Below are 14,842 nucleotides of genomic sequence, written 5' to 3'. Positions count from 1 at the left end.
TGAATAGGGTTACGAATAACGTGTGTTCGTTTAATTGCGCCGGCACCCAATATGGTTGCCCACGCCCTGATTAATGCTTTGTATTCTTGAGCCCCGCCAGCACACTGAACGGGTTATCGCCTGCCTTCTTCTCAGGCTTTTCTGAAGATCCATCTGGCTCATAGGCTTTCAGATCTTCGTTAGCCGGGCATTCGCCGCGATCATGAAGAGGATACGGTGCCAAAACCAACAGCAACTCGTCCTCTGTCATCGACCATAAATCCGCACTGAAATCATCAGTCAGAAAAGGCTCAAGGTCCTTTGGCAACCCCTGCGCCTGTTCATCGCTGGTCACCAGCCCAAGAACGAACCGGGAAACCAACACGGACTTCATAGGCCCCATGCAGCGCTGGCATTCCAGATTGACCGGAACTTCCAACTCACCCGAGACGATGCGGCGACGCTCACTATCCTTGTAGAAGGACAGTTTCACGCGACAGACAGCGCCATCTTCAAACCCAAAAACAGCTTCACGGAAACGAGACAATGCACTGAGAGGAATTTCTCCCTCCAGCACGCTGTTGTGCTCCGCCAACTTGTATGGGTCGACTATCTTTGGTAATTCGGCACTAGACGCATTTGACATAGGCGCGCAATTCTAGGGGCGAAGCTCGCTGCTGTCAAAGACTTCGTCCGCTTTTGCCAAGGGCTTTCCGTTTTCGTAGGTGTATTCTACGATACGGGCACGAAAATTGGCCGAAATTATTGAAGGAGCGCCCTTATCATGCCCCAAAAACACCTACTGCTGGCGTCTTCTTCTCCCTATCGCCGGGAGCTTTTAGCTCGACTGAGGCTGCCCTTCACCTGCGCAAGCCCGAATATTAACGAATCGCCAGCGCCAGGAGAAGATCCGGTGGCTTTGGCCAGGCGCCTGGCCGAAAGCAAATCCAGAGCCCTGGCGCCCATATATCCGAGCCACTGGATTATTGGATCAGATCAAGTTGCCGCCTTACCCAGCGGAGCCCTGCTAAGTAAACCCGGAAATTACTCAACTGCATTTCGGCAACTGGAGCAGTGCAGCAACAAAAGCGTCAATTTCCACACCGGGCTTGCTCTTCTGGACTCCGATTCCGGAAACCTGCAAATCGCCTGCGAGCAGTTTACCGTGCATTTCCGCGAACTGTCGGCCAAAGAAATCGATGCGTACCTGCGCAAAGAAGAACCTTACGACTGCGCAGGTAGCTTCAAAATGGAAGGCATGGGAATAACCCTGTTCAGGGAACTGCAAGGCAGAGACCCGAACAGCCTTGTCGGCCTTCCACTGATCGCACTCAATGAAATGCTGATAGCATGGGGGAGAAATCCGTTATTGGAATCCCGGTAGCCCCCGCCACTAACGCAACTCCAGTCGGGACTCTACGAGCTGCGAAGCGACTCCGTGTCCCAAGGAGACACCAAGCTGATCCACTAGATCCCGCAAGGCGCCCTTACGGCGGCTGTAATCGACCAACTCTTCCTGACCGACAATCTCCCTGGCCACATAAGACGTACTGCCCAACCCATCAATCAGCCCAAGCTCCAGCGCCTGCTCTCCACTCCAAACCAATCCACTAAACAGCCGTTCATCATCTGCAAGACGGTCACCACGCCCTTTTTTTACGGCCGCTATAAATTGCTGATGGGTATTCTCGAGCACGCTTTGCCAGAAGACCACCTCCCCCTCTTGCTCGGGGGAGAATGGGTCCAGAAACGCTTTGTTATCACCTGAGGTATAAAGCCTGCGCTCAACCCCCAACTTATCCATAGCACCTGTAAACCCGAAACCACCGGCAACCACACCAATAGACCCAACGAGGCTGGCGCGGTTTGCGTAAATTTCATCAGCCGCAGCTGCAATATAGTAAGCACCGGATGCACCGATATCCGAGATCACCGCATAGACCTTCTTCTCGGGATATTCGCCCCTCAGCCGTTTGATCTCATCATAAATATAGCCGGACTGAACAGGACTACCTCCCGGGCTATTAATGCGCAATATCACCGCCAGAGCATTTTCCTGCTCAAACGCTGAACGCAATGAACCAACAATGTTGTCGGCACTGGCAATCTCATCTGCAGAAATTGGCCCGTTAATTTCAACAACTGCCGTGTGCTCGCTGGTTGTTGCCTCAAGGCCGCCGCCGAGTGGCGACCAGACAATAGCCAGCAGCGCAAACAAATAAGCAAAGGTAAGGAGCTTGAAAAAAATACCCCACCGCCGGCTACGGCGCTGCTCGGACTGTAACGACATAACCAGTTTTTCTATCAACTTCCAGTCACGCCCAGTCTCTGGCGGCAGATTTGGCTTGCGTCGCAATGCACCTTGCTCAGCAGGTTTGTCACCCCACTCAGCCGTTTTATCGGAATCCCAGTCACTCATGCACATTTCCTGCTATAGACAAATTTACCAAGGCTGGCTACAAACCAAGCACGTCGCGAAGGTCCGCCACAGTATCTACGATAGCGTGAGGCGCATAACCACCAAGCACGTCGCGCTTATGCACCCCCCACTCAACACCAATAGACGGCATACCAATCCTTTGGGCCATCTCCAGATCATAACGGGTATCCCCGATCATGACGGCCTCGGCAGGCTTGATACCGTAAAACAGAAGAATCTCTTCAAGCATGCGCGGATCCGGCTTGGATCGGGTTTCATCAGCGCAGCGGGTAATATCGAAATGCGGCCCCAGCCCACTGGAAACCAGCGCCGGATCCAAACCCCTGCGGCTCTTACCGGTTGCCACCGAGCACCCGCGGCCAGATTGCTGGAGATTCAGTACAACCTCCCCCATCCCCTCAAAAAGATTCTGTGGTGTTGTTACCTTGCGGAAAAAATAATTGGCGTACCCCTCCCGTATACTCGTTATCTCTTCGTGACTCAGCCCCGGGTACAACTTCTCCAGCGCCTCGACCATACCCAGACCTATAATGTCACGGTATGCCTCCCTCTCCAGCGCAGGGAACCCAAGATCCGTGGCAGCCTGGTGCAGGCTATCGGCAATATGATCTACGGAATCCACCAAGGTACCGTCCCAGTCGAAAATCACCACTTTCACATCCATTACTCTGCTCCCGTCGCACGCACATCAAGCCTGCCAAGCACGTGACTGAATACATCATCATAAGGGGCCTCAAACCGCACCATCTCCCCGGTAACAGGCAGGGAAAGCTCGAGAGCCCGGGCGTGCAACATTAAACGCTGCCCACCAACCGCCCGAAACGCTTTGAGACTTACATCATCCATATACTTGTCATCCCCCGCTATTGGATGACCGGCACACAAACTGTGCACACGAATCTGATGGGTCCGACCAGTAATTGGCGAGGCCTCCACCAGGGTATATCCTGTATAACGCGTCAGGCAACGAAAGGTCGTCAAAGAGGCCTTGCCAGCCTGATCCACCCTGACCCGCCGCTCTCCATTAGGCATTTCATAGCGCAACAACGGCTCATCAACCCGATTCAGCTTACTTGGCCAATCTCCGGCCACCAACGCATGGTATTGCTTGCGGATGCGCCTTTGCCGGAGTTCGTCCTGCAGAAAACGCAATGCAGAGCGCTTTTTGGCAACCATAACCAACCCGGAAGTGTCCCTGTCCAAGCGATGCACCAACTCAAGAAAACGCGCTTCCGGGCGAGCGGACCGCAACACCTCTATTAGCCCGAAACTGAGGCCACTGCCACCATGCACCGCTATTCCAGATGGCTTGTTAACCACCAGCATCTGGTCATTTTCAAACACGATGGCTGCTTCGACCACGCTCTGCACCCGGCTACCAGGAGCCGCCTGCGGCGCTTTCTCCTTACGTATAACTGGTGGTATGCGCACCTGATCGCCCGTTACAAGGCGAGTATCTGGCTTAACCCTGCCTTTATTAATCCGCACCTCGCCTTTGCGCACAATCCGATAAATAATACTTCTGGGCACACCGCGAAGCTGCGCCAATAGAAAATTATCCAGACGCTGCCCATGGTTATCCTCATCCACCGTCACCCATACAACACCCTGCTGCACTGCCTCCCGGCCAGGGCCTGCATGCTTGCTGTCTTCGCGAGACACCGGATGAGGCGCCGGTTTTCTCGCCCGGGATTTAGCGGGCTTTCCGGTAGCAATTTTGCGGGACATAAGGTTCCTTTAACGGGTGGTATAACTGGCGATACAAGCAGGATTGAACGGTTCTGTGAATACTGTTATATTCCGGCGTGATCTGTCGTTTGTCTACGGCCTGACCTACTCTAGTCAGAAGCCGGAGCGGCAGAAGAGTATACCGACACTATTCAAGAGTTTGAACGTCGGACGCCCAATCACTATCGGGCACGGCGTAAGAAATGCTTCCGGAGTGTCAGGACAGACCCGTAAAAAGAAACGGTGAGCTGACACCGGAAAAACTGAAACCGCGCGGAAAACCGCCGGGCGATATCGCGAAGAATCACTGCCACGCAAGGCCGGGCCGTCCAGCTTACGAATACGACGTGAGACCCAGGCACTTGTGTGAACTTGAAAACGGATTATATGCGTCAACAGATACGAACCCTACATGACACCTCTCTGCCATCAGGCAGGCGGATTGTCGGCGGTGGTCTCAGATCAACAGGGTCATACCCCGGAAGGGAATGATCCGTCTGTCCGCCGCTCACCCCCCTGATGTAACAGGGCCAGCGGCACGCATATCCCTGCTTCGCAGATGCGACGCCCTACGGTTTTCTGTCAAATTTTACTGACAGGAATAACCACTTTCCATGAAAAGAATGCTCATCAATGCAACTCACCCAGAAGAGTTGCGCGTCGCCCTGGTTGACGGCCAGCGTCTGTTTGACCTCGATATCGAATCCAGCTCCCGCGAGCAGAAAAAAGCCAACATCTACAAAGGGCGCATTACCCGAGTAGAGCCTAGCCTCGAAGCTGCATTTGTGGACTTTGGCGCCGACCGCCACGGTTTTCTTCCTCTCAAGGAAATCTCCCGGGATTACTTCAAAAAGTCACCAGGCCAGATCGAAGGCAAGGTGAATATCAAGGAAGTGGTTGCCGAAGGTCAGGAAGTTATTGTTCAGGTTGATAAAGAAGAGCGCGGTAACAAAGGCGCTGCCCTAACAACATTTATCTCCCTTGCTGGTCGCTATCTTGTTCTGATGCCCAACAACCCACGCGCAGGCGGAATTTCCCGGCGCATTGAGGGTGAAGAGCGCGCACAGCTAAAAGACGCCATGAACAGCGTTCAAGTGCCCAAGTCCATGGGCATTATCGTGCGCACTGCAGGCATCGGGCGCACGTCTGAAGAGCTCCAGTGGGATCTCGATTACCTCGTGCAATTCTGGGAAGCCATCACTCAGGCGGCCGGTGAGCGCAAAGCGCCCTTCCTTATTCACCAGGAAAGCAACGTTATCATCCGCGCCGTTCGCGACTATCTCCGCCAGGATATCGGCGAGGTATTGATCGACTCGGAAGGCGTTTACGAGGATGTACTTAACTTTGTCCGCGCAGTAATGCCTACGTTCGAAAACAAGATCAAGCTGTACAAGGATGAAATTCCGCTGTTCAGCCGGTATCAGATTGAAGGCCAGATTGAGACCGCGTTCCAGCGCGAAGTAAAACTTCCCTCGGGCGGGTCTATTGTTATCGACCCGACAGAAGCTCTGGTTTCCATCGACATCAACTCATCCCGCGCCACCAAGGGCCAGGATATAGAAGAGACGGCTTATCAGACAAACCTGGAAGCAGCCGAAGAAATCGCACGCCAACTCCGTTTGCGGGATATGGGCGGCCTGATCGTTATCGACTTTATCGACATGACGCCGGCCAGACACCAGCGCGAAGTTGAGCAAAAAATGCGCGAAGCCTTGGAAATCGACCGGGCCCGTGTTCAGGTAGGCAAGATCTCACGCTTCGGCCTGCTGGAAATGTCGCGCCAACGGTTACGCCCTTCCCTGGGAGAAACCCGCAGTGAAGTCTGCCCACGCTGCGAAGGCCAAGGCACCATCCGCGGTATCGAATCTCTGGCGCTAAGCATCATGCGCCTGATCTACGAAGAGTCATCAAAAGACAAGACCGGAGAAGTCCGGGCCATAGTGCCGGTTTCTGTGGCCACCTTCCTGCTTAACGAAAAGCGCAAACAGCTTGCAGACATTGAAGCCAGCCAGGAAGTGAACATTGTTATCGTGCCGGTTCCTCACATGGAAACGCCGCACTTTGAAATTTTGCGCATGCGCGACGACGAAACCACTCCCGAGCACATTTCAAGCCACCAGGTAGCTCAGGAATACAGTGAGCGCGAAGAAGAAGTCTTTGAAGCACCTGCCGCAGACAAGCCTGTTCGCGAACAGGCTGCCGTAAGAGCTATCCGCCCAAGAGCACCCGCTCCGACGGCCGCAGCCCAGCAAGCTGCACCCCAGGCACCAGCCGAGCAGGACGACGGCCTGTTCCGCAGAATTGGCCGCAAGATTGCGTGCTTCTTTAGTGGTGAGGAAGAGCCTCAAAGCGAAGCCAGTGGCAACGCCAAGGCGAACGCTAGCCGCGAAGATCAGCGCAACCAGGCACGGCAAGATCGCCGTAAAACTCGTGTTGCCCGCGATAGTCAGAATACCGGCGGAACCAACCGCAAACCTAACGAGCGCCGTCAAAGCAGCAGTCAGCCAAACCGCGGTGACGATAACCGCTCGCGCGGCCGCAACCGAAATGACGACCAGAGCCGCCCCAACCAGAACCGTCAGGCTAATGACAGTGACAACAAAGGTTCTGAAAGCAAAAATGGTGAAAGCCGCGGCGGAGACAATCGTCGGGACAACCGCAAGGATGGCCAGAACCGTGGTCAAAACCGTAACCGCCCTCAGCGTGATGCTAAAAATAACGGCGATCAAAAAGACACGACTCAGCAGGAAGCCCCACAAAAGGCTGCTGCTGAAAAATCCGGTTCTGACGATACCCGTCGCAAGCCACGCCGCCCCCGTAATCGGGACGGTTCACCCTCCGAGACCCCGGCATCTACTCCGGCTGCCCGCAAGAGCACCCGCAATGAGCGGCATCAGAAGGACACTCAGCCAGAAGCAGCCAGTGACAACACTAGCGTGAAACCAGCCGCCGCAGCGGTATCTGAAAAGAGCACGGCCCAGGCTACTGCCAATGTGCCAGTAGCTCAGCAAAGCGAGCAAAAGCAGCCTGAGCAGAAGGCTATTACGCACAAGGCAAATCCAGCTCCTGCTGAGGCCAGCACCGAGACTCAGCAAAAACCTGAGCAGGCACAAAAGCCTCACGCGCCAGCTAAAGACTCAGCAGCTGAAAAGCCGGAGGCGCCTGTTGCCACGCCAAAATCTGATGCGCCTGTCGCAACAACCGAAGCAAGCAAAGCACCCCCTGCCCCAAAGGCCAAAGAGCCTGAGGTTCAGAGCGTTAGCGAGCGCGCTCCGGAGTCTGCAAACAAGCCCTCAACTGAGCTGGAGCAGAAACCTGCTGCAGCAGCCGAGCAGAAACCTTCAGCTGCTGCTGACAAAGAAGCTGCCGCACCCTTGGCAGAAGAGGACAAAGCACCGTCAGCTACAGCGGCTAAGGAATCCCCGGCTAAAGCTGCAGAGGAGCCTTCCGCTAAAACAGAAGAGTCTTCAGCCAGGCAGACCAAAGAAACACCCCCTGCAAAGGCAGAGACTATTGTTGCTGAAAACGAAGCTGCGCCGACCAGGAAGCCAAGATCAGCGCCCGCCAGAAGCAGAGCAAAAGCTCCTGCAGCGGAAAAGCCTGTAGAGAAAGTTCCGGCAGATAAGCCAGCGACAGAACAGAGCGCTCCAGCTCCGGAAGCCGCAGACAAGCCGACTGAGGATACTGGCATTCCAGTAACCCCTGGGCGCGCATACAACGATCCTCGTGAAGTGCGCAAGCGTCAACGAGCGGCCGAAGCAGCCAAAAAACTCGAGGGTAACTAACCAATGCTGTCCAATTCCGACATCGAAGCGCTGGAAGACATACTGTTCGCGGAACCCTGGGGTGATGATGCCCTGGACTTTTTCGGCTTTCACGGCGTGGTCTGCGCCAGCGTCGTCGGGCCTGCCAAACTGAGTGTGGAAACCGTTTTCCGGCTCGTAACTGGCACCGATGACACACCCGGCGGCGGAATTCCGGAGACCTTCCGCCAGTGCGTTACGCAACTGGCGGGAGACATGATCAAAGCCCTCGATATGGGCCAGGCTATTGAGCTTCCGGAACCGGAGGATGGTGACCCGATGAACGCACTGGAAAACTGGTGTGCGGGCTTTGTGGACACCTTCCTGGAGCATGAAGATGAGTGGCTGGATGCCGCGAGCGAAGAGGAAACAGCCGATCTGATGGTGCCCATGCTGACACTGTCAGGACTGTTTGATGATGAAGATTTCCAGAACGTTCGTAGCAGCGAAAAATTGTCAGGCCAGATGGCAGATGCTATCCCCGACTCGCTGACTGATCTTTACCTGCTGTTCCACGCACCGGATTAAACCGGTGCGCTAGCACCAGGAATCTGCTTGAAATGATGCCAGACCGGCTCCAGCCCGTCTGGCATTTTCATAATCCGCCCTAGCTCACACCAGGGCGCGCCAGGAAAATGGAAATCGCTGCCCTGAGACGCCAGAAGCTTCTCCCGCATACACAACTCTGCCAAAAACCCGAGATCACCGCTGGACTGCCCCGACGTACTCACTTCAATGGACCGCCCCCCGGCCCGGCGAAAATCCGCCGTCAACTCACGCAATTTCGTTGCAGTAAGTTGATATTTTCTCGGGTGAGCAAGCACCGCAATCCCACCTGCTGCATTAATCCATTGCACAACTTCCTGCAATTCTGGCCAGTAGGCCTTCACATCACCAACTTTACCCGCGCCCAGGTAGCGCTTGAACGCCTGCGCTGCATTCTTCACCACGCCTGACTCCACCATGACCCGTGCAAAATGTGGTCGGCCAGGCACATCTCCGCCAGCCTCAGTAGTGGCACGATCAAGCAAATCCGGAATGGCAAGCTTGCTCAGACGCTCGGCAATCATCGCCGCTCTGGCCCAACGGTTACGGTTTTGCTGCTCCAACGCAGAAATGAATTCGCTATTGTTGACGTCAAAGTCCAAACCAACGATGTGTATCGTTCGACTCCGCCACAAACAGGAAAGTTCAATACCGGAAATCAGCACCACTCCAGCGGCTTCCGCTGCAGCCTGTGCCTCTGCAAGACCGCTAATCGTATCGTGATCCGTAAGAGCGAGATGGGTAACATGTTTCTCAGCAGCGCGAGCTAATAGCTCACCTGGTGAAAGAGCCCCGTCTGACGCGGTACTGTGGCAATGCAGATCAATGCACAAAATAGGGTCTTGCGGTATAGTCACAAAAATTCCCAAATGAAATAAATAACGGAGTGAATGGCAACAGAGGCTCATATCTGACTATGCTAACCGGAGCCTACAGTGTACCAGCCCCACAACTCCATGCATCACTTTGCACGGCCCCCAAGGAACCGGAGACCCCATGTACTACGCCATTATCAGTGAAGACGTCGATAACAGCCTTACTCTGCGCAAGAGTGCACGACCTGCTCATATCGAGCGCCTGCAACAACTGAAAAAAGAAGGGCGACTTCTCATTGCAGGGCCGCACCCTGCCATAGACACACCAGATCCGGGTGATGCCGGTTTCTCAGGCAGTCTCGTTGTAGCGGAATTTGACTCCCTTGCCGCGGCTGAGGCGTGGGCGGCTAGCGACCCCTATATGGATGCAGGTGTTTACAACAAAGTAACAGTTAAACCGTTTAAAGTAGTTCTGCCTTAATGCTATTGATCGAGAGCTCCATGAGCTTATTGTAATGACAGCTCGCTTGAACCACCGCATATCTGTGACAAAATTGCGGCTTTGAAATTAACGAGTTTTTAAACCGAACATTGTGGGAACCTTGCCAGTGACGCTTTTTCGCCTTGCCATCAGTGCGTTTTTTGTATTGTCATCCATCGCTATGGCTCAGGCGAAAACCGTCTGGGTTGACGATCAACTCTACCTACCTGTTCGCTCCGGTGCCGGCACCCAATACCGCATCATTGAAAACGCCGTACCCAGCGGCACAGCTTTGGAAGTTATCGAAGTTTCGGATACCGGCTATACTCGAGTACGTACGCCAAAAGGTAATGATGGCTGGGTCTCCACCCAATATCTCAGTGAAACGCCCATCGCAGCGGACAGATTGAAAACCGTCAGCCGTCAGCTTGAGCAGGCACAAAGCGAGTTAGCCTCGCTGAAAGGGCAATTGAAGGACGTGTCCAATGAACGGGACACATTGAGTACGGCAGAATCAACCCTGTCTACCCAGACAGAGGAGCTGCAACAGGAACTCAGACGCATCAAAAGCATAGCGTCAGATTCGATCAACCTGGTACGTCGAAATCGTGAACTACTGGAGGAGAATCAGAAGCTGCGCAATGATCTGGAAGTATTGACCGCCGAAAACGAGCGACTGGAAGCTGGCAAAGAATCTGATTTCATGCTGGTTGGTGCTGGCCTTGTGTTGGGCGGCGTTCTTCTGGCTCTGCTCATACCAATGCTCAAACCCACAAGAAAAACAGACAACTGGGCGTGAATTATATGAAGGACTATTCGGAGAAGCGCGATTTTCATCGCATGCAGGTTGAGTCAGAAATAGAAATCACTGACAGCAAAGGGAATACCTTCGCAGGCACTTGCAGAGATCTCAGTGCCACGGGGATGCAGCTACTAGTAAAAAACCCGGTTGCAGTAGGGGAAGAGTTGAGCACTGTACTTCATCCGAATAGTGACCAGTTTCCTCCACTCGAAACCATTTGCGAAGTGACACGGTGCGAGCCTGAGGGTGACGGCTTTCTGTTGGGAGCCAACATCAGCGAAGTCACCCGCTAGGCGCACTCCCCTGGCTCTATACCAGGGGTTTCTCTGACACGATGATACCGTTGTTGTCAGCATACACGTAGTGGCCTGGGCGGAAGGTCACTCCGTGGAATGTTACCGGTACATCCAGGTCGCCGAGACCGCGCTTTTCACTTTTCCGGGGATAGGTAGCCAGCGCTTGCACCCCCAGATCCGTCTTTCCAATCTCATCTACATCCCGCACACAGCCGTATATGATCAAGCCTGCCCAGCCATTACTGGCGGCTTTTTCTGCCAGCATATCGCCCAGCAACGCATGGCGCATTGAGCCGCCACCGTCTACTACCATCACACGACCCTTGCCTGGCAGGCCAACCTGCTCTTTAACCACAGAGTTATCTTCAAAGCACTTTACGGTGACGATTTCACCACCGAAGGCCTTTACTCCGCCATAGTTATTAAAGCCAGGTGCTGCCACCTCAACTTCCGGAAATTCATCACACAAGTCCGGGGTAATAATCGTTGCCACCTTGTCGCTCTCCTTAATTGCCAAAGTAAATGCAGAAAAAGTCAGTCGATTTTTTCGTCTGCCAGGAAGAACCAGGTATCCAGAACCGAATCCGGGTTAAGAGATACGGTATCAATACCCTGATCCATCAACCATTTTGCGAGATCAGGATGGTCAGATGGTCCCTGGCCACAGATGCCAATGTACTTATTTGCCTTTTTACACGCCTGAATAGCGTTGGACAAAAGTATCTTGACGGCCTCGTCCCGCTCGTCGAACAGGTGCGCAATAATACCCGAGTCACGATCCAGACCAAGAGTAAGCTGGGTCAGGTCATTGGAGCCGATAGAGAAACCATCAAAGTGCTCAAGGAACTTGTCTGCCAGCAACGCGTTGCCCGGCAGTTCGCACATCATGATCACCCGTAGGCCGTTCTCGCCACGCTTAAGACCATTTTCAGCCAACAACTTGACCACTTGCTCAGCCTCACCCACGGTACGCACGAAGGGCACCATGATCTCTACGTTAGTCAGGCCCATTTCATTGCGCACCCTCTTCAGTGCACGGCACTCCAACTCGAAACAGTCACGGAAGGTTTCAGAGATATAGCGGGAAGCTCCACGGAAACCCAGCATCGGGTTTTCTTCATCTGGCTCGTACAGGGTGCCGCCGATCAGGTTGGCATACTCGTTGGATTTGAAGTCAGACAGGCGCACTATGACCTTCTTCGGCGAAAATGCGGCGGCCAGGGTGGAAATCCCTTCAACAAGCTTGTCCACGTAGAAATCGACCGGGGAGCTGTAGCCAGAGATACGCTTTTCTACCGTCTGCTTGATATCCCTTGGCAAACCCTCAAAGTTCAGCAGCGCCTTGGGGTGCACACCAATCATACGGTTAATAATGAACTCAAGGCGCGCCAGGCCAACGCCTTCGTTAGGCAGCGACTGGAAATCAAAGGCACGATCCGGGTTACCCACGTTCATCATGATCTTGAACGGGATATTCGGCATGGAATCTACGGTATTTTCACGCAGCTCAAAATCCAGAGCGCCTTCGTAGATCAGACCGGTATCACCTTCTGCACAAGACACGGTGACTTCCTGGCCGTCATTCAGAATCTCGGTGGCATCGCCACAACCAACAACCGCTGGAATGCCCAGTTCACGGGCAATGATCGCAGCATGGCAAGTACGGCCACCACGATCAGTGATAATTGCAGATGCCCGCTTCATCACTGGTTCCCAGTCGGGATCTGTCATATCCGTTACCAGAACATCGCCGTCCTGAACTCGATCCATTTCCTTGATGCTGGTAATAATCTTGACCGGGCCTGCGCCAATCTTGTGGCCGATACTCCGACCTTCCACCAACACTGTGCCGGTTTCATTGAGCAGGTAACGCTCCATAACATTGGCAGACGCCCTACTTTTAACGGTTTCCGGACGAGCTTGCACAATGTAGATCTTGCCGTCATCGCCATCTTTAGCCCATTCAATATCCATGGGCCGCTGATAGTGCTCCTCGATGATCATGGCCTGCCTGGCCAACTCTTCAACTTCCGAGTCTGTGATACAGAAACGGCCGCGCTCTTCCGGGTCAACTTTAACGGTTTCCACCAACTGGCCACTGGCTGGATCTGAGTGATAAACCATTTTTATGGCCTTGCTACCCAGATTCCGGCGCAACACAGCGGGCTTGCCAGACGCCAGAGTGGGTTTATGCACATAGAACTCATCAGGGTTAACCGCGCCCTGAACAACAGTCTCACCCAGACCATAAGAACCGGTGATAAACACTACACCACGGAAGCCTGACTCCGTATCCAATGTAAACATAACACCACTGGACGCAGTTTCACTGCGGACCATTTTCTGGATGCCGGCAGACAAGGCAACAAGCTTGTGATCAAAACCGTGATGAACGCGGTAGGAAATCGCACGATCGTTAAACAGAGAAGCAAACACTTCTTTCACCGACGTGCGAACCTGCTCCAGGCCAACTACGTTCAGGAAAGTTTCCTGCTGCCCTGCAAACGAAGCATCTGGCAGGTCCTCTGCAGTTGCAGAAGAACGCACAGCCACGGCCATCTTATCGTTGCCGTTAAGTATTTGGCTGTAGGCTTCTTTCAGCGCAACGTCCAGGGCCTCAGGGAAAGGTGTGTCAATAATCCACTGACGTATCTTCGCGCCCACACGGGCAAGTTCGTTCACGTCATTGATATCAAGATCATCAAGGAGGCTATCGATCTTGTCCTTCAGGCCATCTTTAGCCAGAAACTCACGGTATGCATGTGCAGTGGTGGCAAAACCGCCGGGAACGGTTACACCAGCATTGGCGAGATTACTGATCATTTCACCGAGGGAAGCGTTTTTCCCGCCAACCCGGTCAACATCGGACATTCCCAGGTGATCAAACCAGATTATGTAATCTTCCAAAGCGTGTCTCCCTTGAATCTGTGTAACTAAAGAATAAACCGGGCCAGCGGTAGCAAGCGTAAAAAGCGGACAACAACCACTGCGGAGTCTCGAACTTGCCGTGTATGATACTGTAACCTTCGGAATTTACCTAGGGAGCTCCCGAGAAAGTGCATGCTGCTTTCCGGTGCCACCCTGCCAGATTCGCCCTGACAACCCTGCGCCAACGGAGCCGGAAAAACATCATGAAACGTACAGCCTTCTTTATTTCTGACGGTACCGGCATCACCGCTGAGGCCCTTGGACACAGTCTTTTGGCCCAATTCGGTAAAATTGATTTCGAGCGCGTCACCGTACCTTATATCGACGATGTTGAAAAAGCGCGGGACATGGTCAAACGCATTAACAGTGCAGCTGAAACCGACGGTGCCCGCCCACTGGTCTTTGACACAATTCTTGATAGTTCTATCCGGGAAATCATTTCAGATGCCCAGGGCTTCATGGTGGATATTTTCGGGACCTTTCTGGGGCCGCTGGAAAATGAGCTGCAGTCGTCTTCGTCTTATTCTGTGGGCAAATCCCATTCGATTAATAACGAAGGTGTTTATGAGCGCCGTATCGCTGCGGTGAACTTTGCCCTGGACAACGATGACGGTGCGCGCACACGACATTACGATGAAGCAGATCTGATTCTGGTTGGTGCCTCCCGTAGTGGCAAAACCCCAACCTGCCTCTACCTGGCGCTCCAATATGGCGTGAAAGCCGCCAACTATCCGATCACCGAAGACGATCTTTCAGATCAGCAGATGCCCACTGCTCTGCGGCCTCACAAGGAAAAAATATTCGGGCTGACCATTGAGCCGGAAAGACTGGCCACCATCCGGAATGAACGGCGACCAAACTCTCGCTACGCGTCCATCCAGCAATGCATGCACGAAATCGAAGAAATAGAGCTTATGTACCGGAGGGAGCGCATTCCGTACCTGAACACGACAGCCTATTCCGTGGAGGAAATTTCGACTCGCATCATGGTTACTACGGGGCTCAAGAGAAATCGCTGAAATCT

At 53.6% G+C, this 14,842-nt stretch carries 14 protein-coding genes; 7 read left to right on the top strand and 7 right to left on the bottom strand.

Annotated features, from left to right (window positions below; all coding sequences use genetic code 11):
• Nucleotides 1–70: 70 nt before the first annotated feature.
• A complete protein-coding gene (locus RKA07_RS06120) occupies nt 71–625 on the bottom strand; it encodes a YceD family protein (RefSeq protein ID WP_200201041.1) in 555 nt (184 codons plus the stop codon).
• A gap of 138 nt (nt 626–763) precedes the next feature.
• On the opposite strand from RKA07_RS06120, the gene RKA07_RS06115 reads away from it, so the two are divergent.
• The gene (locus RKA07_RS06115; protein ID WP_200201042.1) at nt 764–1,363 is read left to right on the top strand and encodes a Maf family protein; all 600 of its coding nucleotides are present in this window, start codon (nt 764–766) and stop codon (nt 1,361–1,363) included.
• Nucleotides 1,364–1,372: 9 nt separating this feature from the next.
• Here RKA07_RS06115 and RKA07_RS06110 read toward each other — a convergent pair whose 3' ends face one another.
• Genes RKA07_RS06110 through rluC form a run of 3 tightly spaced genes read right to left on the bottom strand, consistent with a single transcriptional unit; the run spans nt 1,373 to nt 4,147 of the window.
• Nucleotides 1,373–2,398, bottom strand: a complete 1,026-nt coding sequence (locus RKA07_RS06110; protein ID WP_310965878.1) for a S49 family peptidase — start codon at nt 2,396–2,398, stop codon at nt 1,373–1,375.
• A gap of 37 nt (nt 2,399–2,435) precedes the next feature.
• Nucleotides 2,436–3,083, bottom strand: coding sequence for an HAD family hydrolase (locus RKA07_RS06105; protein WP_200201044.1), 648 nt, complete (start codon nt 3,081–3,083; stop codon nt 2,436–2,438).
• Nucleotides 3,083–4,147 (bottom strand): 23S rRNA pseudouridine(955/2504/2580) synthase RluC, encoded by a 1,065-nt coding sequence (rluC, locus tag RKA07_RS06100; protein WP_310965877.1) that lies wholly within the window; start codon nt 4,145–4,147, stop codon nt 3,083–3,085. The genes RKA07_RS06105 and rluC overlap by 1 nt, the downstream gene beginning before the upstream one ends.
• Before the next feature lie 614 nt (nt 4,148–4,761).
• Here rluC and rne point away from each other — a divergent pair.
• Complete coding sequence (rne, locus tag RKA07_RS06095) at nt 4,762–7,932, top strand: ribonuclease E (protein ID WP_310965876.1); 3,171 nt, start codon at nt 4,762–4,764, stop codon at nt 7,930–7,932.
• A gap of 3 nt (nt 7,933–7,935) precedes the next feature.
• Nucleotides 7,936–8,478, top strand: coding sequence for a YecA/YgfB family protein (locus tag RKA07_RS06090; protein ID WP_200201047.1), 543 nt, complete (start codon nt 7,936–7,938; stop codon nt 8,476–8,478).
• On the opposite strand, the gene RKA07_RS06085 is transcribed toward RKA07_RS06090, so the two are convergent.
• Entirely contained in the window at nt 8,475–9,353 is an 879-nt protein-coding gene (locus tag RKA07_RS06085; RefSeq protein ID WP_310965874.1) for a PHP domain-containing protein, read from the bottom strand. The two genes, RKA07_RS06090 and RKA07_RS06085, sit on opposite strands and share 4 nt — an antisense overlap.
• Before the next feature lie 139 nt (nt 9,354–9,492).
• On the opposite strand from RKA07_RS06085, the gene RKA07_RS06080 reads away from it, so the two are divergent.
• The 3 genes from RKA07_RS06080 to RKA07_RS06070 all read left to right on the top strand — a co-directional run bounded on the left by RKA07_RS06080 (nt 9,493) and on the right by RKA07_RS06070 (nt 10,887).
• Entirely contained in the window at nt 9,493–9,792 is a 300-nt protein-coding gene (locus tag RKA07_RS06080) for a YciI family protein (RefSeq protein WP_200201049.1), read from the top strand.
• Between the two features lie 127 nt (nt 9,793–9,919).
• Nucleotides 9,920–10,591, top strand: coding sequence for a TIGR04211 family SH3 domain-containing protein (locus tag RKA07_RS06075; protein ID WP_310965872.1), 672 nt, complete (start codon nt 9,920–9,922; stop codon nt 10,589–10,591).
• Between the two features lie 5 nt (nt 10,592–10,596).
• Nucleotides 10,597–10,887, top strand: a complete 291-nt coding sequence (locus tag RKA07_RS06070; protein WP_200201050.1) for a PilZ domain-containing protein — start codon at nt 10,597–10,599, stop codon at nt 10,885–10,887.
• Nucleotides 10,888–10,903: 16 nt separating this feature from the next.
• Here RKA07_RS06070 and rraA read toward each other — a convergent pair whose 3' ends face one another.
• The gene (gene rraA / locus RKA07_RS06065) at nt 10,904–11,383 is read right to left on the bottom strand and encodes a ribonuclease E activity regulator RraA (protein ID WP_200201051.1); all 480 of its coding nucleotides are present in this window, start codon (nt 11,381–11,383) and stop codon (nt 10,904–10,906) included.
• A 41-nt stretch (nt 11,384–11,424) separates the two neighbouring features.
• Entirely contained in the window at nt 11,425–13,797 is a 2,373-nt protein-coding gene (ppsA, locus tag RKA07_RS06060) for a phosphoenolpyruvate synthase (RefSeq protein WP_200369333.1), read from the bottom strand.
• Nucleotides 13,798–14,021: 224 nt separating this feature from the next.
• On the opposite strand from ppsA, the gene ppsR reads away from it, so the two are divergent.
• Nucleotides 14,022–14,837: a posphoenolpyruvate synthetase regulatory kinase/phosphorylase PpsR gene (gene ppsR, locus RKA07_RS06055; protein WP_200369332.1), complete on the top strand. Its 816-nt coding sequence runs from the start codon at nt 14,022–14,024 to the stop codon at nt 14,835–14,837.
• Nucleotides 14,838–14,842 lie beyond the last annotated feature (5 nt).

Source organism: Marinobacter xiaoshiensis, from assembly GCF_031631795.1.
Lineage (GTDB): Bacteria > Pseudomonadota > Gammaproteobacteria > Pseudomonadales > Oleiphilaceae > Marinobacter > Marinobacter xiaoshiensis.
This window is presented reverse-complemented; position numbering and strand designations above follow the sequence as displayed.